Genomic DNA, 20,462 nt, shown 5'->3' on the forward strand with positions numbered 1-20,462 from the left:
ACCGTTTTAGCAAATTAATTGGCTTTCAGCGAGTGGGGAATAACAAGATAGAAGGGGAAACGCCGCAGAAAAGCGGCGTCGGGAGATCAGGTGATGTGTTTAGGGTTCGGTCCGAAGCGGTTTTCGCCCGGAGTGCTGTCCTGGCAGTTAAACGCCAGAATGATAAGCCAGCCTACAATCGGGATAATAAGCAGCAGCAGCCACCAGGCGGAACGATCGGTGTCATGCAGCCGCCGGAACTGCACCGCCCACCAGGGGAGGAACACCAGCAGACCATAAATTGCAGTCAGTATGCCTTCATCCCCCGCCACGCGCAGCCCCAGCATTTTATCAACCATGCTGAGCACGCCGGTCAGGATGATGTTGACCAGAATAAACATCCAGTACTCTTTGCGGCGCGCCCGGCCACTGAAGCCAATGTAGTTTCTTAAAACTTTAAAATACCAGTCCATCATATGCTTTCGCCTCGTCTGAACATCAATCGCTTGTTTTATAAGCGATAGTGAAAGCGTAGACGGGAATCAGCGGCGGGTAAATGAGACGCGGGGAAGGAAAGCGGCGCCCGTGACGGCGCGCCGGAAAGTTTAGCGGAATCGTTCGTCGCGACCGTGCGGTTCGTCGAGATCCTGCCACGGCCCGATGGAAATAATACCCGTCGGGTTAATGGTTTTGTGGCTACGGAAATAGTGATTGCGAATATGGTCGAAATTAACCGTCTCCGCCACGCCCGGCATCTGATAAATATCGCGCAGGAAGCCATGCAGGTTCAGGTAGTCACTGATGCGGTGCTTATCGCATTTGAAATGCGTGACATAGACCGGGTCGAAGCGCACAAGCGTCGTCCACAGGCGAATATCCGCCTCGGTGAGCTGGTTGCCGGTCAGGAAGCGGTGCTGACCGAGAATTTGCTCAAGGCGGGAAAGTGAAGCGAAAACGCCATTCACCGCCTCGTCATAGGCCTCCTGGCTGGTGGCGAAGCCCGCTTTATAGACACCGTTATTGACCGTGTCGTAGATCCAGCCGTTCAGCTCGTCAATCTGCCCGCGCAGAGCCTGCGGGTAGTAGTCCCCGGCGCGTGCGCCCAGCGCGTCGAAAGCGCCGTTAAACATGCGGATAATGTCCGCCGATTCGTTGCTGACGATAGTCTGCGTCTTTTTATCCCACAGCACCGGCACCGTTACGCGCCCGGTGTAATGCTCGTCGGCGTGCAGATAGAGCTGATAAAGAAATTCGTTCTGATAGAGGCGGTCACCGGTGGCATCAGGGAAACTGTCATCAAAGGTCCAGCCATCCTGCAGCATCAGCGGGTGCACGACCGAAACGTCGATAAACGGCTCAAGCCCTTTGAGCTTGCGCATAATCAGCGTGCGATGCGCCCAGGGGCAGGCGAGGGAGACATACAGGTGATAGCGATCTTTCTCGGCGGCAAAACCGCCTTTACCGGTCGGCCCCGGCTCGCCGTCGGCGGTAAGCCAGTTGCGCCAGGCGGATTCAGAGCGTTTAAAACGCCCGCCGGTGGATTTGGTGTCATACCACGTGTCGTGCCAGACGCCGTCGATAAGTTGTCCCATCTCTTTTCCTCCCGTTTTCCTTCGCTTTGCCTGTCGCATCGCTTCAGCGTAAAAGTGAAAAGCGAGGAATAAACTCCTCGCTTTTGATGATTTCAGTATAGAAGCCTTACCACTTTTTATTCAGCACGCGGTCAAGGCTGAACGCGCCTGGCCCGGTGATGGCCAGCAGCAGAAAACCGCCAGCAATGGTCAAGTTTTTCATGAACATAATCGAGTTCGGCGCCTGCGAGAAGTCGATGTGGAAGATAAAGGCCGTCATCAGCGTGAACAGGGCGGTGATGATGGCGGTGGTGCGCGTCAGGAAACCGAAAATAATCGCCAGACCGCCGCCGAACTCAAGCAGGATAGTCAACGGCAGGAAGAAGCCCGGTACGCCCATCGCTTCCATATACTGCTGTGTGCCCGCATAACCGGTGATTTTGCCCCAGCCCGCCACGATGAACAGAATCGGCATCAGAATACGTGCTACCAGAATACCAACATCTTCGAATTTTTTCATTTCTCTCTCCAGTGCGCCTTATTACAGGTGCTTAAAACAATCTATTGATTAGATAAGATTTTTTGTTTTGATTACCGAAGTAATCCTGATGGAGAGAATCATAAGCGGCGGAGAAAAAGATTGTTAGCAAGGAAAACTGTTAATCTTTTTCAAATTAGATGAACAAGGCAAGAGGGGCGCTTTCCTCTCCCGCAGGAGAGGAAGCGTTAGTGGATTTGCTTGTGCATGGTGTTTTTAAGCAACCGCCATGCGCTCCAGCCGGCAAAGGCGCGTTTGCCCCAGCGCAGCAGAAAGTTCGGGTTGCGGACGCTCCAGATAGCCATAAAGCTGCTGCCCACCAGCAGCCACGATCGCAGGCTGAGAATCGTATTCCAGCCGCGGTCATAGGCGCCGGTCGACTCCAGCCACTCGCGGCGGCTGGCGGAGAGATCCAGCCGCTGTTGCTGGATCTGGCTTAACAGGAACGCTTTACGTCTTTCACGTTCCTTTTTACTCATGGGGTTTATCCTCAAGCAGCGCGCGGTCGTTCGCCAGCTCGCCGCGGGTATGCCGCAAAAGCGTCGACTGGCGTGATTTCTTCAGTGCCCATACGCCGCATATTATCGCGAGAATGAACAACACGGCGGTGGTTGCGATAATCGCGTTAAGTCGATACTGCGCATCGACTGCCCAGATAATCAATACCATCAGGCTCATCAGGCCAAAAGCGGCGAACAGCATGGTCAGGCCTAACATCAGGAGAAGCTGGATGACGTTTGCTTTCTCTTCTTCCAGCTCCACCACGGCGAGACGTAAGCGGGTTTCCACCATCTCTACAATGATGGTGACCATACGCTGTCCAATGCCAAGAACGCTTTTTCCTGGGCCCTGAGGCGGTACGTGACGAGTCTCAGCCATAATCAACGACGCGTCAGTAGCATGCCCAGCACGACGCCCACAGCGGCGCCAATACCGACGCCAGTCCACGGGTTCGCACGAACATAATCTTCAGCCCGGGCCGCCGCTTCACGGGTCTGTTTCGCGATAATATCGCCGGTATCGCTCAGTTGAGAGCGGGTATCTTTCAGTGCGCGCTCTGCTTTGCTGCGCAGCTTGCTCATCTCTTCTTTCGATTTATCGCCTGAGGAAGAGAGCACCTCTTCCAGCGTGTCAGCCAGGGATTTCAACTCAGCGCGCAGATGATCTGTGGTTGTATCTTTTGACATAATTCTCTCCAGTGAGTGAGGGGTATCCATAAACTCAGTAGTCACGAGCTTTTAACGCTTTAAGCTCCTGCTCAGCCTCGTGAAGCTTCTGCTGGCGCCGGGCGATCTTTTCGGCATCGCCTTTTTGCTTCGCCTCGCTAAGCTCCGCTTTACGTTCCGACACTTCCGCTTCTTTCTCGGCCACCGCTTTACGATGGTCGGCGCGAAGATTGCTGTCACGGCAATTCGCGCGAACCTCGCTTAGCGCTTTGTTCAGTCCATCGATGCGGCTCTGGTTGTGGTGCTTCTCCGCATAGTGGATTTCACGCTGTATTTCCTGTTCCTTTTCCTGGCACAGGGAGACGGCGTGGCTTGCCGTGGCGACTGAAAAAAGGGCTAATGTCAGTACGGTGCGGTAATGCATAGTGAAAACTTTCCTTTGTGTCACAGCGCCGGTAAAGGCCTGTGATTATCCAGTTGCGTATTCTGCGCAGGGAAACCAAAGGGATGCGCTGACTTAAGCATAGTAAGTAATAGCGCAAACCCCAAAGTCAGTGAAAAGATTCAGATTAATAGCGAAGGGCTAGCCAAGCTGGCGAAAATCGTGACGCAGGCGGTTAAGCCAACCCGGGCCCGGCGCGTCTTCATCCTGTTGCGCGATGATAAAACCGCGCGGCAGGGTGCGGTAAAGCACCTCGCGGGCGGCGGCGCTCTGGTCGCTGGAGTCAAACTTAATCAGCAGCGTATCTTTTTGCGGGGTAATGCTTTTGAAGCGGATGCCGTTGGCGTCCAGATGATGCCAGACGGAAAAGCCATCGGGGATAACGGCGCCTTGCGACGCAGCGCGGATCTCAAGCGTCGACTCCTGCTTCTGCATGGCCAGAAACAGAAGCGCGCTCAGGGCCACCGCGGCGGCAATCAGCGTGACAGAGAGAGATCGTAGAAAAATCCTTTTCAGCGCCATTCCTTAGCCTCGGTTTCCATATTTTTTCTTCCACAAAACCACCAGCGAGCCAATCAGGCCGAACACCAGCAGCACCACCGGCAGCAGCATCAGGCAGGACATCAGCGCATCCTCATACTTCAAAAAGACCGGCGTCTTGCCAAGCAGGTAGCCAAGGGTAGTAAGGATAAGCACCCACAGCAGACCGCTTATCCAGTTGAAGAACTGAAAGCGCGCGCTGTTCAGTCCAGAAAGGCCAGCGATGGTCGGCAGCAGCGTGCGGACAAAAGCGATAAAGCGGGCAATCAGCAACGCGGACAAACCGTGTTTGTGAAACAGGTGATGGGCGCGCTGATGATAGTGAGCGGGCAGATGCGAAAGCCAGTTCTGCACCAGCCGCGTGTTGCCGAGCCATCGTCCCTGAATGTAGCTAAGCCAGCAGCCGAGGCTCGCCGCCGCGGTTAACAGCAGCACGGTTTGCGGATAGCCCATGGCCCCCTTGGCGATAAGCACGCCCACCAACACCAGCAGGCTGTCGCCCGGTAAAAACGCGGCGGGCAGCAGGCCGTTTTCAAGAAACAGGATCATAAACAGCACGAAATAGAGCATGCCAATCATGGATGGATTGGCGAGGGTCTCATAATCCTGGCTCCACAAGGCGTTGAGTAATTGGGTCAAAAGTTCCATTCAGTGTTCCTGGCAACAGCGGTTAAAGCCAATGGTTACAGTTGAAGAGAACAGCGCGGCGACAGAAGTTATTTTGTAATGGCGTCGACACGGCTGTACTGATTCTGATGCCTTCACATTTCCTTGTGAACCTGGCACGGTGAGTGGGTACTTACCCGCTCAGCCACAATTTGCGTCTAATTGTAACAAAGCCCAAGGTTTTACGTCACAGAAATTGTGCTTTGTTAAAGATTGATTTTGCTTACCGAAGAGAAGGGTGGCGAGGGTATTTACAAACGCTGACACTATATACGTTTTGCTTACCCTCGCCCTGAGAGCGGCTATTTTACGCCGTTAGCGGCAGTATCGAGATGGACAACCGGATTTTCGGCAAAAAGATAGCGGTCGGCATTGAATTCAAAGTCATCGCTGGTTTCGTTGAACAACATCTGTTTGGTGTTTTCCAGATGCTGCCACATAGCCACTTTGGCGCCATGCGGGTCTTTACGAATCAAGGCCTTAAGAATTTTATCGTGATCGTCGCACCAGTTATCTACGGTGCGGGCGTCAATGTGTTCGTGCAGTTTTTTCCAGTACGGGTTATGAACGCGCTGAGTCCACATTTTTTCAACGATGGCGGCAAGCGCGGAGTTTTGCGTGGCGAGCGCAACCTGAACATGGAACTGCAAATCCCATTCAGAGTCGCGAAAGCACTGCTCTTTGCGCGCCATCTCCTGGATTTCCATCAGCTTGATAATGTCCTGCTTGGTCACCTGCGTGGCGGCAAACTCAGCGATATTGCTCTCGATAAGCTGACGCGCCTGAAGCAGTTCGAACGGACCGTAATTAGCGAACTCCAGCTGTTGCTCATCGACGGCGTTGTGATACTTCGCCTGGTTTGAGATGACGTGAATGCCGGAGCCTTTGCGCACCTCCACGTATCCTTCCACTTCCAGCATAATGATGGCTTCACGCACCACGGTGCGGCTGACATTTTTTTCATCAGCGATAAAACGTTCGGCGGGTAATTTTTCCCCAACCTGATAAACACCATCTTCAATGCGCTGCTTAAGTTCAGCGGCAAGCTGTTGATAAAGGCGACGAGATTCGGTGAGCTCCATAGACCACTCCAGTGAACAGCAAGACTGCTTAGATTTGTTATACCACTTTTGGCCTCTGCGCTCCACAACGCCAGAATGAAAAAGCCGCCCGCAGGCGGCTTTCGCGACGATTTATTAAGGTTGTGTGACGGGACCGCCAGTTCGCTGCTCTTGCTGCAGCTCAGCGGCAGGTTTGTTTTTCAGTACCGTCCAGATAACCAGCGCGCCCATCAGGTCAAACACGGCCAGTACGGCGAACAGCGGGCTAAAGCCAATGGTATCGGCCAGCGCGCCCACGACCAGCGCGAACAGGGTGCTCGCAGTCCAGGCCGCCATACCGGTCAGGCCGTTGGCAGTCGCCACTTCGTTACGGCCAAACACGTCGGAAGAGAGGGTAATCAGCGCGCCAGAGAGCGACTGGTGGGCAAAGCCGCCGATGCACAGCAGGCCGATAGCCACATAGGGGCTGGTGAACAGGCCGATCATGCCAGGGCCAATCATCAGCAGCGCGCCCATGGTCACCACCATTTTGCGCGAGACAATCAGGTTCACGCCGAACCAGCGCTGGAACAGCGGCGGCAGGTAGCCGCCCACGATGCAGCCGAGGTCGGCGAACAGCATCGGCATCCAGGCGAACATTGCAATCTCTTTCAGGTTAAAGCCGTAGACTTTAAACATGAACAGCGGGATCCAGGCGTTGAACGTACCCCAGGCCGGCTCCGCCAGGAAACGCGGCAGCGCGATACCCCAGAACTGACGGGTGCCAAGGATCTGCCACGGCGTCATCTTTTTCGCGTTATTGGTCTGGTGCTGCGCTTCCTGACCGCCAATGATGTATTCACGCTCTTCCTGGGTCAGCTTTTTCTGGTCGCGCGGGTGCTTGTAGAAAACCAGCCACGCCATCGCCCAGGCAAAGCTCAGTACGCCGGAGATAATAAACGCCATTTCCCAGCTGTGCATCACGATGGCCCACACGACCAGCGGCGGAGCAATCATCGCGCCGATAGAAGAGCCCACGTTAAAGTAGCCTACGGCGATTGAACGCTCTTTCGCGGGGAACCATTCGGAACTGGCTTTCAGGCCCGCCGGGATCATCGCCGCTTCCGCAGCGCCTACCGCGCCGCGCGCCAGCGCCAGACCGCCCCAGCTTCCCGCCAGCGCCGTGGCGCCGCAGAAGATAGCCCAGGTGACGGCGAAGAAGGCGTAACCGATTTTCGTGCCGAGAATATCAAGGATATAACCCGCAACCGGCTGCATCACGGTGTAGGCCGCGGAATACGCAGCGATAATATAAGAGTATTGCTGTGTGGAAATATGCAGCTCTTCCATCAATGTGGGCGCAGCCGCCGCCACGGTATTACGGGTCAGGTAGCCCAGCACGGTGCCCAGCGTCACCAGCGCAATCATGTACCATCGTAACCCTTTAATTTTACGCATTTCGAACCTCATCGTTGTGTCGTTTACCGTGCGTGACACGGTCGATCGCCTGACCTGTGGCATTGCATGTTTTAGGAGTGGACGTGGGCGGGAGAGATTTCCCGGTACGGCCGACCCTGCCAAAGCATTTATGAGTAAGTGCGGTATCCGTACCGTTAAATCCGGTGCATCTTCACCGGTAAAACATTCCGTGGGTTTATGTATCGCGACGGCAGCAAAGATAACTTGTCATACAGCTTTAAAAGTTGAGTGACATCACAAAAGCATTTTTCTTTGTAAGGGTACGTAAAGGCGGGCGGCAAGCCAGAGCTGGCGCGGTCTGGAGCGGGTTTTACTCCTAAAAAGGTAGATTATTTGTGAGGGATAATTGATCTAACTCACGAAATTATCCTCCGTCTATAGAAATTGGTGTGATAACTTTGTCAGCATCATGCTAACGCATCTGAATCACTCGCTCAGAGGAAGCATAAAATGACCCCGTTTATGACTGAAGATTTTCTGTTAGATACCGAATTTGCTCGCCGTCTGTACCATGATTACGCGAAAGATCAGCCGATTTTCGACTATCACTGCCACCTGCCGCCGCAGCAAATCGCCGAAAACTACCGTTTTAAAAACCTGTATGACATCTGGCTGAAAGGCGACCACTATAAATGGCGCGCCATGCGCACGAACGGCGTGCCGGAGCGCCTGTGTACCGGAGACGCCAGCGATCGCGAGAAGTTTGACGCCTGGGCCGCCACCGTGCCGCACACCATCGGTAACCCGCTTTATCACTGGACTCATCTGGAGTTGCGTCGCCCGTTTGGCATTACCGGCAAGCTGCTGTCGCCGAAAACGGCGGATGAAATCTGGACGCAGTGCAACGAGCTGCTGGCGCAGGATAGTTTCTCCGCGCGCGGAATCATGCAGCAGATGAATGTGAAAATGGTCGGCACCACCGACGATCCGGTGGATGATTTAAGCCACCACGCCGCCGTCGCCAAAGACAGCAGCTTCAGCATCAAGGTGCTGCCGAGCTGGCGCCCGGATAAAGCCTTCAACATTGAGCTGGCAACCTTTAACGATTACATGGCGAAGCTTGCTGAAGTCTCCGATACCGATATTCGCCGCTTCAGCGACCTGCAAACCGCGCTGACTAAGCGTCTGGATCACTTCGCCGCGCACGGCTGTAAAGTGTCCGACCATGCGCTGGACGTCGTGCTCTTCGCCGAAGCGAGCGAGGGCGAACTCGACAGCATCCTGGCGCGCCGTCTGGCGGGCGAAGCCTTAAGCGAGCGCGAAGTGGCGCAGTTTAAAACCGCCGTGCTGGTGTGGCTGGGCGCGGAATACGCCCGTCGCGGCTGGGTGCAGCAGTACCATATCGGCGCGCTGCGCAATAACAACCTGCGCCAGTTCAAGCTGCTGGGGCCGGATGTGGGCTTCGACTCCATCAACGACCGTCCGCTGGCGGAAGAGCTCTCTAAACTGCTCAGCAAGCAGAACGAAGAAAACCTGCTGCCGAAAACCATCCTGTACTGCCTGAACCCGCGCGATAACGAAGTGCTGGGCACCATGATTGGCAACTTCCAGGGCGAAGGCATGCCGGGCAAGATGCAGTTCGGCTCCGGCTGGTGGTTCAACGACCAGAAAGACGGCATGGAGCGTCAGATGACCCAGCTTGCGCAGCTCGGCCTGCTAAGCCGCTTTGTGGGCATGCTGACCGACAGCCGCAGCTTCCTCTCTTATACCCGCCACGAATATTTCCGCCGCATCCTTTGCCAGATGATTGGCCGCTGGGTGGAAGCGGGCGAAGCGCCGGGAGATATCGAGCTGCTGGGCGAGATGGTGAAAAACATCTGCTTCAACAATGCGCGCGACTACTTCGCCATTGAACTGAACTAACCACTGATTACATCAGGCCTTTGAGGTTGATATGCAATACATCAAGATCCATTCGCAGGACAATGTCGCAGTAGCGCTTGCGGATCTGGCGGAAGGGACCAGCGTGACGATCGACGACCAGAACGTCACGCTGCGGCAACCGGTGACGCGCGGCCATAAGTTTGCGCTGCGCGCCATCGCTCAGGGAGAAAACGTCGTTAAATATGGTTTGCCGATCGGTCATGCGCTGGCGGCTATCCAGCCGGGCGAGCACATTCACTCCCACAATGCCCGCACGAACCTGAGCGATCTGGACGAGTACAGCTATCAACCTGATATCCACGCGCTACAGGCGCAGGCGGGCGATCGCGACGTGCAGATCTACCGCCGCGCCAATGGCGACGTGGGGATCCGCAACGAACTCTGGATCCTGCCGACGGTGGGCTGCGTTAACGGCATCGCCCGTCAGATCCAGAATCGTTTTCTCAAAGAGAGCAACGACGCACAAGGCATTGATGGCGTATTCCTCTTCAGCCATACCTACGGCTGTTCCCAGCTGGGTGACGACCACATCAACACCCGCACCATGTTGCAGAACATGGTGCGTCACCCTAACGCGGGCGCGGTGTTGGTCATCGGCCTGGGCTGCGAGAACAACCAGGTGGACGCCTTCCGCGAAACGCTGGGCGACTTCGACCCGCAGCGCGTTCACTTCATGGTCTGCCAACACCAGGAAGACGAAGTGGAAGCGGGGCTTGAGCACCTGCGCGAGCTTTACGCGGCGATGCGCAACGATAAGCGCGAAGCGGGCAAGCTCAGCGAGCTGAAGTTTGGGCTGGAGTGCGGCGGTTCCGACGGGCTTTCGGGCATTACCGCAAACCCGATGCTCGGCCGCTTCTCCGATTATGTCATCGCCAACGGCGGCACCACGGTGCTGACCGAAGTGCCGGAAATGTTCGGCGCCGAGCAGATCCTGATGAGCCACTGTCGCGATGAATCGACGTTTGAAAAAACGGTCACCATGGTGAACGACTTCAAACAGTACTTCATCGCCCATAACCAGCCGATTTACGAAAACCCGTCGCCGGGAAACAAAGCGGGCGGTATTACCACGCTCGAAGAGAAATCGCTGGGCTGCACCCAGAAAGCGGGGCAGAGCCAGGTGGTGGACGTGCTGCGTTATGGCGAGCGGCTGAAAACGCCGGGGCTGAATTTGCTGAGCGCGCCGGGCAACGACGCCGTCGCCACCAGCGCATTAGCGGGCGCGGGCTGTCATATGGTGCTGTTCAGTACCGGCCGCGGCACGCCGTACGGCGGCTTTGTGCCGACGGTGAAAATCGCCACCAACAGCGAGCTGGCGGCGAAGAAACCGCACTGGATCGACTTCGACGCCGGTCAATTGCTGCACGGCACCGCCATGCCGCAGCTGCTGGAAAAGTTTGTCGATGTGATTGTCGATATCGCCAGCGGCAAGCAAACCTGCAACGAGCGTAACGACTTCCGCGAACTGGCGATTTTTAAAAGCGGCGTCACGTTATAAGTTCATCCGGCGCCTTTCGTGCTACGGCGGCGGTCCTTGCCGTAACGCGAAAAAGGTGGGTAAATGCGGGTATCGTGACAAAACGGCGCTTCGTTTCTAAGCGCCGTTTCTTTTTTAATCGCAAGGACTCCTCATGACTGCATACTGGCTGGCCCAGGGCGTTGGCGTGCTCGCCTTTTTGATAGGCATCACCACGTTTATTAACCGCGACGAACGACGCTTTAAAATGCAGCTCGCGCTCTACAGCGCCACCATTGGCGGGCATTTCTTCCTGATGGGGGCGATTCCTGCGGGCATGAGCGCGGAACTGAACGCCCTACGCACGCTTATCTCCATGCGCACCCGCAATCTGTGGGTGATGGTCATTTTTATTTTCCTCACGCTCACCCTTGGGTTGGTGAAGCTGCATCATCCCATCGAACTGCTGCCGATTATCGGCACCGTCGCCAGCACCTGGGCGCTGTTTCGCTGCAAAGGGTTAACTACCCGCTGCGTGATGTGGTGCTCCACCGCCTGCTGGGTAACGCACAACTTCTGGCTGGGCTCCATTGGCGGCACGCTGATTGAAGGCAGCTTTCTGGTCATGAACGGGGTCAACATCATTCGCTTCTGGCGCATGCAAAAAAGGGGGATCGATCCGTTTAAGATTGAAAAAGAGGTGGCTGAGAAGAGATAAGGGCTGGCGACGAACGCCGCCAGCCGCAGAAGTTAACTACGCAGCGCGTTCTGCGCCAGACGCTGGTCTTCCGCCTGGCAGGCTGCCGCGGTGAAGAGCACATCCGTTGAGGAGTTGAGCGCGGTTTCGCAGGAATCCTGCAGCACGCCGATAATAAAGCCTACCGCCACCACCTGCATCGCCACCTCGTTCGGGATGCCGAACATGTTGCACGCCAGCGGGATAAGCAGCAGCGAGCCGCCCGCCACGCCCGAAGCGCCGCAGGCGCACAGCGACGCCACCACGCTCAGCAGCAGCGCGGTGGGCAAGTCCACCGCAATACCCAGCGTATGCACCGCCGCCAGCGTCAGCACCGTAATGGTGATAGCCGCGCCCGCCATGTTGATCGTCGCGCCAAGCGGAATGGAGACGGAATAGGTGTCGCGATCCAGATTCAGCTTCTCACACAGCGCCATGTTGACCGGAATGTTGGCGGCGGAGCTGCGGGTGAAAAAGGCCGTTACGCCGCTTTCGCGCAGGCAGGCGAAGACCAGCGGGAAGGGGTTGCGGCGAATTTTAAAAAACACAATTAGTGGGTTAATCACCAGCGCCACCAACAGCATGCAGCCAATCAGCACCACCAGCAATTGCGCGTAGCCCCACAGCGTGGCGAAACCCGTCGTGGCGAGGGTGGAAGAGACCAGGCCGAAAATGCCGACTGGCGCAAAGCGAATCACCAGTTTCACCATAAAGGTGACGGCGTCCGACATGTCGTTAATGAAGTTTTTGGTGGTGTCGTTAGCATGGCGCAGCGCGAAGCCCAGACCCACCGCCCAGACCAGGATGCCGATATAGTTGCCTTTCAACAGCGCATCCACCGGGTTAGACACCATGCTCATCAGCAGGTCGCGCAGCACCTCGACGATGCCGCTCGGCGGCGTAATTTCTGTCGCGCCAGTGGTTAAATGCAGCGTAGAGGGGAAAAGAAAGCTAAAAAGCACCGCCGTCAGCGCAGCGGAGAAGGTGCCCAGCAGATAAAGCCAGAGAATAGGGCGAATGTTGGTTTTTTGTCCGTGCTTGTGGTTGGCGATAGAAGCCATGACCAGCACCAGCACCAGCACCGGCGCCACGGCTTTCAGCGCGCCGACAAACAGCGTACCGAGCAGCCCGACCGCGACGGCGGCAGGTTTAGAAAGCCAGGCGAGCAGGATGCCGAGCACCAGACCGACAAGTATTTGTTTTACAAGGCTGCCGCTCGCCAGGCGCTGCAACAGACCCCTCGATTGGGATTGCGTAGTCATGCGTATTTCCTTCAGATGTGATGTCGTTCCATCCCGTTCGCTCTCTTGGGTAACGTTTAATCAGGATGTAACAAAAGTTTGCATGGAGGAGTATAGGGATTTGCTGTGGCGAAGGAAGGGGATAGTGCTGGATTTTCAGCACTGCTCCCGTTTTTTAACTAGCTATTAACGTTATTGTGACAATATCAACACTTCTACTGTCGGGAACATTGCAAAAAAGGAGGTTTGCGACAGGAGATTCTTCCCGCCAGGGCGGGAAGAAGAGAGGATTATTCCATCTGCCCTTTTTTATCGTTACGGTGGTTAACCCAGGCGTTGATCAGCAGCGTCAGCGTCAGGATGCCGCCCACCACGCCAAGGGAGATGGCGATGGGGATATGGTAGAAGTCGACAATCAGCATCTTCACGCCGATAAACACCAGGATCACCGACAAGCCATATTTCAGCATGGAGAAGCGCTCCGCCACGCCCGCCAGCAAGAAGTACATGGCGCGCAGACCCAAAATCGCAAACAGGTTAGAGGTCAGCACGATAAACGGGTCGGTGGTCACCGCGAAAATCGCCGGGATACTGTCGACCGCGAAGATTACGTCGCTCAGCTCAACCAGGATCAGCACCAGCAGCAACGGCGTGGCGAACAGCAGGCCGTTCTTGCGTACAAAGAAATGTTCGCTTTCGATGCTGTCGGTCATTCGCAAGTGGCCGCGCAGCCAGCGCACCAGCGGCTTGTCGCCAATGCCCGCTTCATCCTCTTTCGCCAGCGCCATTTTCACGCCGGTAAAGAGCAGGAAGGCGCCAAACACATAGAGCAGCCAGTCAAACTGCGAAATCAGCCAGCTGCCGGCGAAGATCATAATCGTTCGCAGCACGATAGCGCCCAGCACGCCGTAGATCAGCACGCGGCGCTGCAATGCAGGCGGAATAGAAAAATAGCTGAACAGCATTAACCAGACGAAGACGTTGTCGACCGCCAGCGCTTTTTCAATCAGGTAGCCGGTAAGGAAGGCGAGCGCCTGAGCATCCGCGACCGCACGGCCTTCGGTGCCGGAGAGATACCACCAGAAGGCGGCGTTAAACAACAGGGAGAGCGAGACCCAGACAATCGACCAGACAGCTGCCTGCTTCATGGACATCGTATGGGCGCCACGGCGGCCCTGAAGCAGAAGGTCGATAGCCAGCATAATCACGACGACGACTGCGAAACCGCCCCACAACAGGGGAGTGCCGACACTATTCATAGGCAAAATTCCTTAAAAACAAAAACGGCTAACGTCGGAAGACGTCAGCCGCGTTGCTTTTCAATGCGCAGACCTTGCCTTCCGGCAAGGTCTCACTTACAACCTGAATCCCGTCATACTGCGCGCCGCAGCGGCGTTGGCCGCGCTCGTTCACCCCAGTCACTTACTCGTGTAAGCTCCTGGGGATTCGCTCGCTTGCCGCCTTGCTGCAACACGCATTATTCGGGATTCTCCCGCTTTTACACGCGCCGCAGCGGCGTTGGCCGCCTTGCTGCAACACGCACTATTCGGGGTTCTCCCGCTTTTTGCGCGCCGCAGCGGCGTAGCTGACTCTGAATTCAAATTGCCCGGCGACCGGAAGCGTAGCTTCGTAATGACGATCGGCCGGCAATGAAGTTACTCCCCTTTGCTGGTAACAAAATATGTCGAAATATTCATGCGATCAATTTTGTCACGCCGCTTTTACATTGCTTTACGCTGTCACTGGCTGTCGGCCGGGAATATCACGCCAGTTTGAACGCGGATTTCCGTCAGCAGCTTCGCCGTAATCAGGCTTACTTCAAGCGCCGGGTGCTCTACCTGGTTGGCGCTTACTAACCCAGCGAAAGTCTCCGCTTCATAAAGCATAGTATTGATATGCTGCCCCTGAGTCAGTTCCTGCACTCTGCCGCCGCGAGGCACAAAGGTCAGGCGCTGGCATTCCGAAAGCTTCTCAATAACCAGCGAGCCCGCCTCACCCTGAATTTCGCTTGGCAGAGTGGAGTCGCTGACTTTGGAATGCAGCAGCGTGACGTCCGCATCGCCGTAGCGCAGCACCACCGTGCCATGGGCATCCACGCCGCTTTCCAGCAGGCAGGCGGAGGCGATAACGGCGTCCGGCTCGCCCCACAGCGCCACCGCCGAGGCCAGGCAGTAATAGCCAATGTCCATGATCGAGCCGTTGGAAAACGCCGGGTTAAAAGTATTGGGGTTCTCTCCGTCCAGATAGCGCTGGTAGCGAGAAGAGTACTGGCAGTAATTAAACAGCGCCTTGCGTAAGCGGCCCACTTTCGGCAGCGCCTGTCGCAGGGCGAGGAAGTTAGGCAGGCTGGCGGTTTTAAACGCCTCGAACAACACCACCTGGTTTTCCCGCGCGCAGGCGATAACGGCCTGCGCTTCGCGTAAGGTGGAAGCCAGCGGCTTTTCGCATATCACATGCTTTTTATGATTCAGGAAGAGGCAGGCTTGTTCGGCATGCAGCGAATTGGGGCTTGCAATGTAAACGGCGTCCACCGCGTCGCTTTGTGCCAGCGCTGTCAGCGAGGTAAAGAGATGCTCAACCGGATAGTCGCTGGCGAAATGCTGCGCCTGCTCAAGCGTACGGGAATAAACGGCGGTGAGTTGGTACTTGCCCGTCTCATGGGCGGCATCAACGAACTGGCGGGTGATCCAGTTCGTTCCTACAACGGCGAAACGTATCATAGACGTCTGGTTGCTCCGAAGGCTGAATAACGGCCAGAGCGTAACACGACAACGTTTAAAAAGTAGCGGTCTGCCGCGCAGAACCGCTATTCATTGCCCGTACCGGCGGGGCAGCCACGCTGCGCGTGCGCGTCGATAACCACTTTATCGCCGAGAAAATGGGGCGTGCGGCGCAGCAGCGTTGCATCCAGCAGCGCGCGAACCCGGGCGAACCGCTCGCGAAACTGCGTGTATTTACCGTGTTGAAAATCGAGATCTTCTGCGTTCAACGCAATCGCATCAATACCATAATGTTGCGCCAGGTAAATCGCCCGCTGGTTATGAAACGCCTGCGAGACGATGATAATGCGATCTTCACCGAAGACGTCGCGGGCGCGCACAACCGAATCCAGCGTTGTAAAACCCGCGTAATCACAAAAAATCGCGCTGGAAGGTACGCCTTTGCGCATCAGCGCCTGCCGCATCGCCGCCGGTTCGTTGTAATCCTTATGCCGATTATCACCGCTCACCAGCAGCCAGGAGACTTTGCCCGCCTGCCAGAGCGCCGCCGCCGCGTCAATGCGCCGCGTAAAATAGCGGTTTCCCGGTTTTGCGCCCAGCACCAGCGCCACCTTGCGGGCCGGAATAGCACTAACGTCATCAAACAGCCTTGCTTTGCTGGCGGCGGTGACGTGTTGGTTTGCGTAAAACACCAGCCCCGCCAGCAGCGCAGCCAGCAGTAAGCCCAGCAAGAAAAGATGACGCAGCGTGCGCCGGTAACGGTAAAACATCCTTGTTATGCGCATAACATCTCCTTTTGGGGGGCGCGGCGATAGCGATACGGCGTAAAAGCGTATGGCATCATAACCGCTTAGCGATTTTTAAGCGCCTGGTTCGTCAGCCACAGCCGGGTATCAAACTCCAGTTGATGGTACTGCGGCTCCATATGGCAGCAAAGCTGGTAAAACGCTTTGTTATGCTCTTTCTCTTTCAGGTGCGCCAGTTCGTGCACCACGATCATGCGCAGAAAATCTTCCGGCGCGCTGCGAAACACCGTGGCGACGCGGATTTCCGCCTTCGCCTTCAGCTTGCCACCCTGCACGCGGGAGACGGCGGTATGCAGTCCAAGCGCGTTTTTTAACACGTGAATTTTATTGTCATACGCCACTTTATTGACCGGCGGGGCGCTGCGCAGATAGCGGTTTTTCAGCCCCTGCACGTAATCATACAGCGCTTTGTCGGTGGTGACGGCGTGCGCCTGCGGGTAGCGTTTTTCCAGCACTTCGCCGAGGCGGTTCTGCTCAATCAACTGGCGTACCTGGGCAAGCAGCGATTCAGGATAGCCCTGCAGGTAGATAAGTGCGGTCATGGCGGCCTCGGTGGGTGAAAAAAAGGTTTACTCGCGGATGCAATTAAGGGATAAAACGCGCGGATTTTACCATTCGGGAGGGCCGATGAGCCAGGTGGACTTATTTAATCAAACACTCATGTTGCAGCGCTTTCCGCCAATGCCGGAAGAGACGCCGCTACAGGCCTGGGACGCGGCGGACGACTATCTGCTGCAACAGGTCGGCGAGTGCGACGGCCCGCTCCTGATTTTCAACGACAGCTTCGGCGCGCTCGCCTGCGCGCTGGCGCAAAAACGCCCCTGCAGCGTCAGCGATTCGTTTATCGCCCAGCAAGCCACGCGCCACAACCTGCGGCTGAACGAGATTGACGAGGCGCAGGTGACGCTGCTGGACAGCTTAAGCCCGCTGCCCAACGCGCCTGCGCTGGTGCTGATTAAAATTCCTAAACAGCTCGCCCTGCTGGAGCAGCAATTGCGCGCGCTGCGCCGCGTCGTCACGCCGCAGACCCGCATTATCGCGGGGGCGAAGGCGCGTGATATTCATAATTCCACGCTGGCGCTGTTTGAAAAAATTCTCGGCCCCACCACCACCACGCTCGCCTGGAAAAAAGCGCGGCTTATCCATTGCGCTTTCAGCGAGCCTGCGCTGGCCGCGGCACCGGAAACGCAGAGCTGGAAGCTCGACGGCACGCCGTGGCTGATTCACAACCACGCCAATGTCTTTTCACGGGCGAGTCTGGATATCGGCGCGCGCTTCTTCCTGCAACATCTGCCGGAGAACGTGGAAGGGGAGATGGTGGATCTCGGTTGCGGCAACGGCGTAATAGGCCTGAAGCTGTTAGAACAAAACCCGCTGGCGCGGGTGCGGTTCGTGGATGAGTCTTACATGGCTGTCGCCTCAAGCCGTCTGAACGTAGAAACCAACCTGCCGGACGATCTCGCGCGCTGCGACTTTATGGTCAACAACGCGCTGACGGGCGTAGAGCCGGAAAGTTTCCACGCCGTGCTGTGCAACCCGCCGTTCCATCAGCAGCACGCCATTACCGATCACATCGCCTGGCAGATGTTCCAGGACGCGCGCCGCTGCCTGAAGTGGGGCGGCGAGTTGCGCATTGTCGGCAACCGCCATCTGGATTATTTCCGCAAGCTGAAGAAGATTTTCGGCAACTGTACGACCGTTGCAACGAATAATAAGTTTGTCGTGCTCAGGGCGGTGAAACTGCGTAAGAGCCGATAGTGGGTCAGCGCAGCGCGTAGGGTTACGCTTTCGCTAACCATGCCGGGGCGGCGGTCTATTCCTCTGCCCTGGCGCGCATCCTGTTGTGTCAGCCATCACATTAAATCCCCATCGCCAGCCGCGTGCCCTGGGCGATGGCTCGTCGGGCGTCCAGCTCCAGCGCCACGTCGCAGCCGCCAATCAAATGCACCGTTTTGCCCGCGAGGCGCAGCGGCTCCGCCAGCTCGCGCTGCGGCTCCTGACCTGCGCAAATCACCACGTTATCCACGGCCAGCACCTGCGGTTCGCCGTTAACCAGAATATGCAGCCCTTCGTCATCAATCCGTTCGTAGCTCACCCCCGGCACCATTTTCACCCCACGGGAAAGCAGCGTGGCGCGGTGGATCCAGCCGGTGGTTTTGCCAAGCCCGTCGCCCGGTTTGCTGGCTTTGCGTTGAAGCATTACTATCCGGCGCGGGCTTTTCGGTAACTGCGGCCCTTCCGGGCGCAGGCCGCCCGGCTGGTTCAGGCTGGTATCGATGCCCCATTCCACACAAAACGCCGCCAGGTTCTGGCTGGTGGACTCGCCTGGCTGACTTAAATACATGGCGGTATCAAAACCAATGCCGCCGCAGCCGATAATCGCCACCCGCTCGCCCACCGGCGCTTTGTCGCGCAACACATCGAGATAGGTCAGCACGCTCGGGTGATCGATGCCGGCAATCAACGGCACGCGTGGGGCGATGCCGCTTGCGAGGATAACCTCGTCGTAGCCGGTGAGCATTTCACCGTTTACCCGCTCGTTAAGCCGCAGCGCAACGCCGGTGACCTGCAACATGCGGCGGTAGTAGCGCAACGTTTCGTAAAACTCTTCTTTGCCGGGGATTTGCTTTGCGATATTGAACTGTCCGCCAATTTCGGCGGCGGCGTCGAAAAGCGTAACGCGGTGGCCGCGCTGCGCGGCGTTTACTGCAAACGCCAGCCCCGCCGGACCTGCACCCACCACCGCCAGGTTTTTCGGCTGCGTGGCGGGCGTCATCACCATCAGGGTTTCGTGACAGGCGCGCGGGTTGACGAGGCAGGAGGTCACCTTGCCTGCAAAGATCTGGTCCAGGCACGCCTGGTTGCAGCCGATGCAGGTGTTGATTTCATCCTCGCGCCCCTGCGCTGCCTTGCTAAGGAGTTCTGCATCCGCCAGAAATGGTCGCGCCATCGAGACCATATCGGCGTCGCCCGCCGCCAGAATCTGCTCCGCGACGGCGGGGTCGTTGATGCGGTTAGTGGTGACTAAGGGCAGCCTCACATGGCCGCGAAGCTTACGCGTCACCCAACTGAACGCCCCGCGCGGCACAGGCGTGGCGATGGTGGGAATGCGCGCTTCGTGCCAGCCGATGCCGGTGTTGATAAGCGTAGCGCCTGCCGCTTCGATAGCCTGCGCCAGCTGCGCGGTCTCTTCAAAAGTGGAGCCGCCCTCAACCAGGTCGAGCATGGAAAGACGATAAATAATGATGAAGTCGTCGCCCACCCGCTCACGCACCGCCCGCACCACTTCAACGGCGAAGCGCATCCGGCGCGCGTAGTCGCCGCCCCATTCATCCTCGCGTTGGTTCGTGCGCGCAGCGAGAAACTGGTTTATCAGATAGCCTTCAGAACCCATGATCTCCACGCCGTCATAACCCGCCTCGCGGGCCAGCAGCGCACACTGCGCAAAATCGTTAATCAGCGACAGAATGTCGTCGTGCGTCAGCGCATGGGGTTTAAAGCGGTTGATGGGCGCCTGTAAGGCGGAAGGGGCGACCGGATGGGGCTGATAGCTGTAGCGGCCAGTGTGGAGAATTTGCAGGGCGATCTTTCCCCCTTCGCCATGCACCGCTTCCGTCACTACGCGGTGCGGCGCAAGCTGACTTGCATCGTTCAGCATCGCGCCGCCCTCCAGCGCTACGCCGCAAGCGGAAGGCGCCACGCCGCCGGTGACAATCAGCGCCACGCCGTGACGCGCGCGCTCGGCGTAAAAGGCCGCCAGCCGTTCGGCGCCGTCCGGGCGCTCTTCCAGACCGGTGTGCATGGAGCCCATCAGCACGCGATTTTTCAGCTGCGTAAAGCCAAGATCCAGCGGGGCGAACAGCGAAGGGTAGCTCATCATTGCGCTCACTAATGTAAAATAATTGTTATGTGGTCGGATGAGTTAATGAATAATCGATCGTTGGATAAAAGGGAAAAGGGCGATCGAATCATTGTGATGGGATTCAAATTTCATCGCAAAGCGCTTGCCATGCAGGAAAGCATATAGACGGTGCGGTGAAGTGTTCCGTTCGCCTGCAAGTGCTCGAACAAGGGCATCTTCGCTTACGCGAACGTGCAAAGGGGCGCGACGCCGCCCCCTTTGCAATCGTGGCGCGCGGCGGAAAAGCCGCCGCAGAAAAACCGTTCCCGGTTGCGTTATTTTTTGATTTTTAAAGGG

General features: G+C 56.9%; 21 protein-coding genes. 4 read left to right on the forward strand and 17 right to left on the reverse strand.

What is annotated here, in order from left to right; all coding sequences use genetic code 11:
• Window positions 1-86: 86 nt before the first annotated feature.
• The 11 genes from IEX01_RS10050 to IEX01_RS10100 all read right to left on the reverse strand — a co-directional run bounded on the left by IEX01_RS10050 (window position 87) and on the right by IEX01_RS10100 (window position 7,400).
• Entirely contained in the window at window positions 87-452 is a 366-nt protein-coding gene (locus IEX01_RS10050) for a DUF805 domain-containing protein (RefSeq protein ID WP_024556484.1), read from the reverse strand.
• 132 nt (window positions 453-584) lie between these two features.
• Window positions 585-1,571, reverse strand: a complete 987-nt coding sequence (locus tag IEX01_RS10055; RefSeq protein ID WP_024561685.1) for a glutathione S-transferase family protein — start codon at window positions 1,569-1,571, stop codon at window positions 585-587.
• 106 nt (window positions 1,572-1,677) lie between these two features.
• On the reverse strand, window positions 1,678-2,070 hold the full coding sequence (locus tag IEX01_RS10060) for a DoxX family protein (protein ID WP_024556486.1): 393 nt from the start codon (window positions 2,068-2,070) through the stop codon (window positions 1,678-1,680).
• Between the two features lie 206 nt (window positions 2,071-2,276).
• Window positions 2,277-2,567 (reverse strand): YqjK-like family protein, encoded by a 291-nt coding sequence (locus tag IEX01_RS10065; protein WP_024556487.1) that lies wholly within the window; start codon window positions 2,565-2,567, stop codon window positions 2,277-2,279.
• Window positions 2,560-2,967, reverse strand: coding sequence for a phage holin family protein (locus IEX01_RS10070; RefSeq protein WP_024556488.1), 408 nt, complete (start codon window positions 2,965-2,967; stop codon window positions 2,560-2,562). The genes IEX01_RS10065 and IEX01_RS10070 overlap by 8 nt, the downstream gene beginning before the upstream one ends.
• 2 nt (window positions 2,968-2,969) lie before the next feature.
• Complete coding sequence (locus IEX01_RS10075) at window positions 2,970-3,275, reverse strand: ElaB/YgaM/YqjD family protein (RefSeq protein ID WP_024552653.1); 306 nt, start codon at window positions 3,273-3,275, stop codon at window positions 2,970-2,972.
• A gap of 34 nt (window positions 3,276-3,309) precedes the next feature.
• Window positions 3,310-3,678 (reverse strand): DUF1090 domain-containing protein, encoded by a 369-nt coding sequence (locus IEX01_RS10080; protein ID WP_024556489.1) that lies wholly within the window; start codon window positions 3,676-3,678, stop codon window positions 3,310-3,312.
• A 159-nt stretch (window positions 3,679-3,837) separates the two neighbouring features.
• Window positions 3,838-4,218, reverse strand: a complete 381-nt coding sequence (gene mzrA, locus IEX01_RS10085; protein WP_024556490.1) for an EnvZ/OmpR regulon moderator MzrA — start codon at window positions 4,216-4,218, stop codon at window positions 3,838-3,840.
• A 3-nt stretch (window positions 4,219-4,221) separates the two neighbouring features.
• A complete protein-coding gene (yqjA, locus tag IEX01_RS10090; RefSeq protein ID WP_024556491.1) occupies window positions 4,222-4,884 on the reverse strand; it encodes a DedA family general envelope maintenance protein YqjA in 663 nt (220 codons plus the stop codon).
• A 320-nt stretch (window positions 4,885-5,204) separates the two neighbouring features.
• Window positions 5,205-5,984, reverse strand: coding sequence for a transcriptional regulator ExuR (gene exuR / locus IEX01_RS10095; protein ID WP_024556492.1), 780 nt, complete (start codon window positions 5,982-5,984; stop codon window positions 5,205-5,207).
• Between the two features lie 114 nt (window positions 5,985-6,098).
• Window positions 6,099-7,400: an MFS transporter gene (locus IEX01_RS10100; protein WP_024556493.1), complete on the reverse strand. Its 1,302-nt coding sequence runs from the start codon at window positions 7,398-7,400 to the stop codon at window positions 6,099-6,101.
• Window positions 7,401-7,871: 471 nt separating this feature from the next.
• Here IEX01_RS10100 and uxaC point away from each other — a divergent pair, with 471 nt between their 5' ends.
• The 3 genes from uxaC to IEX01_RS10115 all read left to right on the forward strand — a co-directional run bounded on the left by uxaC (window position 7,872) and on the right by IEX01_RS10115 (window position 11,479).
• On the forward strand, window positions 7,872-9,284 hold the full coding sequence (gene uxaC, locus IEX01_RS10105) for a glucuronate isomerase (RefSeq protein WP_188723786.1): 1,413 nt from the start codon (window positions 7,872-7,874) through the stop codon (window positions 9,282-9,284).
• A gap of 31 nt (window positions 9,285-9,315) precedes the next feature.
• Window positions 9,316-10,803 carry a UxaA family hydrolase gene (locus IEX01_RS10110; RefSeq protein WP_024556495.1) on the forward strand — a complete coding sequence of 496 codons (1,488 nt, stop codon included), beginning with the start codon at window positions 9,316-9,318 and terminating at the stop codon, window positions 10,801-10,803.
• 133 nt (window positions 10,804-10,936) lie between these two features.
• A complete protein-coding gene (locus IEX01_RS10115; protein WP_188723787.1) occupies window positions 10,937-11,479 on the forward strand; it encodes a YgjV family protein in 543 nt (180 codons plus the stop codon).
• A 32-nt stretch (window positions 11,480-11,511) separates the two neighbouring features.
• On the opposite strand, the gene sstT is transcribed toward IEX01_RS10115, so the two are convergent.
• The 5 genes from sstT to IEX01_RS10140 form a co-directional block, all read right to left on the reverse strand.
• Window positions 11,512-12,759 carry a serine/threonine transporter SstT gene (gene sstT / locus IEX01_RS10120; RefSeq protein ID WP_188723788.1) on the reverse strand — a complete coding sequence of 416 codons (1,248 nt, stop codon included), beginning with the start codon at window positions 12,757-12,759 and terminating at the stop codon, window positions 11,512-11,514.
• A 269-nt stretch (window positions 12,760-13,028) separates the two neighbouring features.
• Window positions 13,029-13,997, reverse strand: coding sequence for a TerC family protein (locus IEX01_RS10125; RefSeq protein ID WP_188723789.1), 969 nt, complete (start codon window positions 13,995-13,997; stop codon window positions 13,029-13,031).
• A 480-nt stretch (window positions 13,998-14,477) separates the two neighbouring features.
• Complete coding sequence (locus IEX01_RS10130; RefSeq protein WP_024556499.1) at window positions 14,478-15,458, reverse strand: Gfo/Idh/MocA family protein; 981 nt, start codon at window positions 15,456-15,458, stop codon at window positions 14,478-14,480.
• 86 nt (window positions 15,459-15,544) lie between these two features.
• On the reverse strand, window positions 15,545-16,228 hold the full coding sequence (locus IEX01_RS10135) for a SanA/YdcF family protein (RefSeq protein ID WP_188723936.1): 684 nt from the start codon (window positions 16,226-16,228) through the stop codon (window positions 15,545-15,547).
• 80 nt (window positions 16,229-16,308) lie between these two features.
• The gene (locus IEX01_RS10140) at window positions 16,309-16,806 is read right to left on the reverse strand and encodes a M48 metallopeptidase family protein (RefSeq protein WP_024556501.1); all 498 of its coding nucleotides are present in this window, start codon (window positions 16,804-16,806) and stop codon (window positions 16,309-16,311) included.
• Window positions 16,807-16,891: 85 nt separating this feature from the next.
• Between IEX01_RS10140 and rlmG the strand changes: the two genes are divergently transcribed.
• Complete coding sequence (gene rlmG, locus IEX01_RS10145; RefSeq protein ID WP_048888032.1) at window positions 16,892-18,022, forward strand: 23S rRNA (guanine(1835)-N(2))-methyltransferase RlmG; 1,131 nt, start codon at window positions 16,892-16,894, stop codon at window positions 18,020-18,022.
• A gap of 100 nt (window positions 18,023-18,122) precedes the next feature.
• Here rlmG and IEX01_RS10150 read toward each other — a convergent pair whose 3' ends face one another.
• Entirely contained in the window at window positions 18,123-20,144 is a 2,022-nt protein-coding gene (locus IEX01_RS10150) for an oxidoreductase (RefSeq protein ID WP_308423939.1), read from the reverse strand.
• Between the last annotated feature and the right edge of the window lie 318 nt (window positions 20,145-20,462).

The sequence above is a fragment of the Franconibacter daqui genome (assembly GCF_014644275.1).
Lineage (GTDB): Bacteria > Pseudomonadota > Gammaproteobacteria > Enterobacterales > Enterobacteriaceae > Franconibacter > Franconibacter pulveris.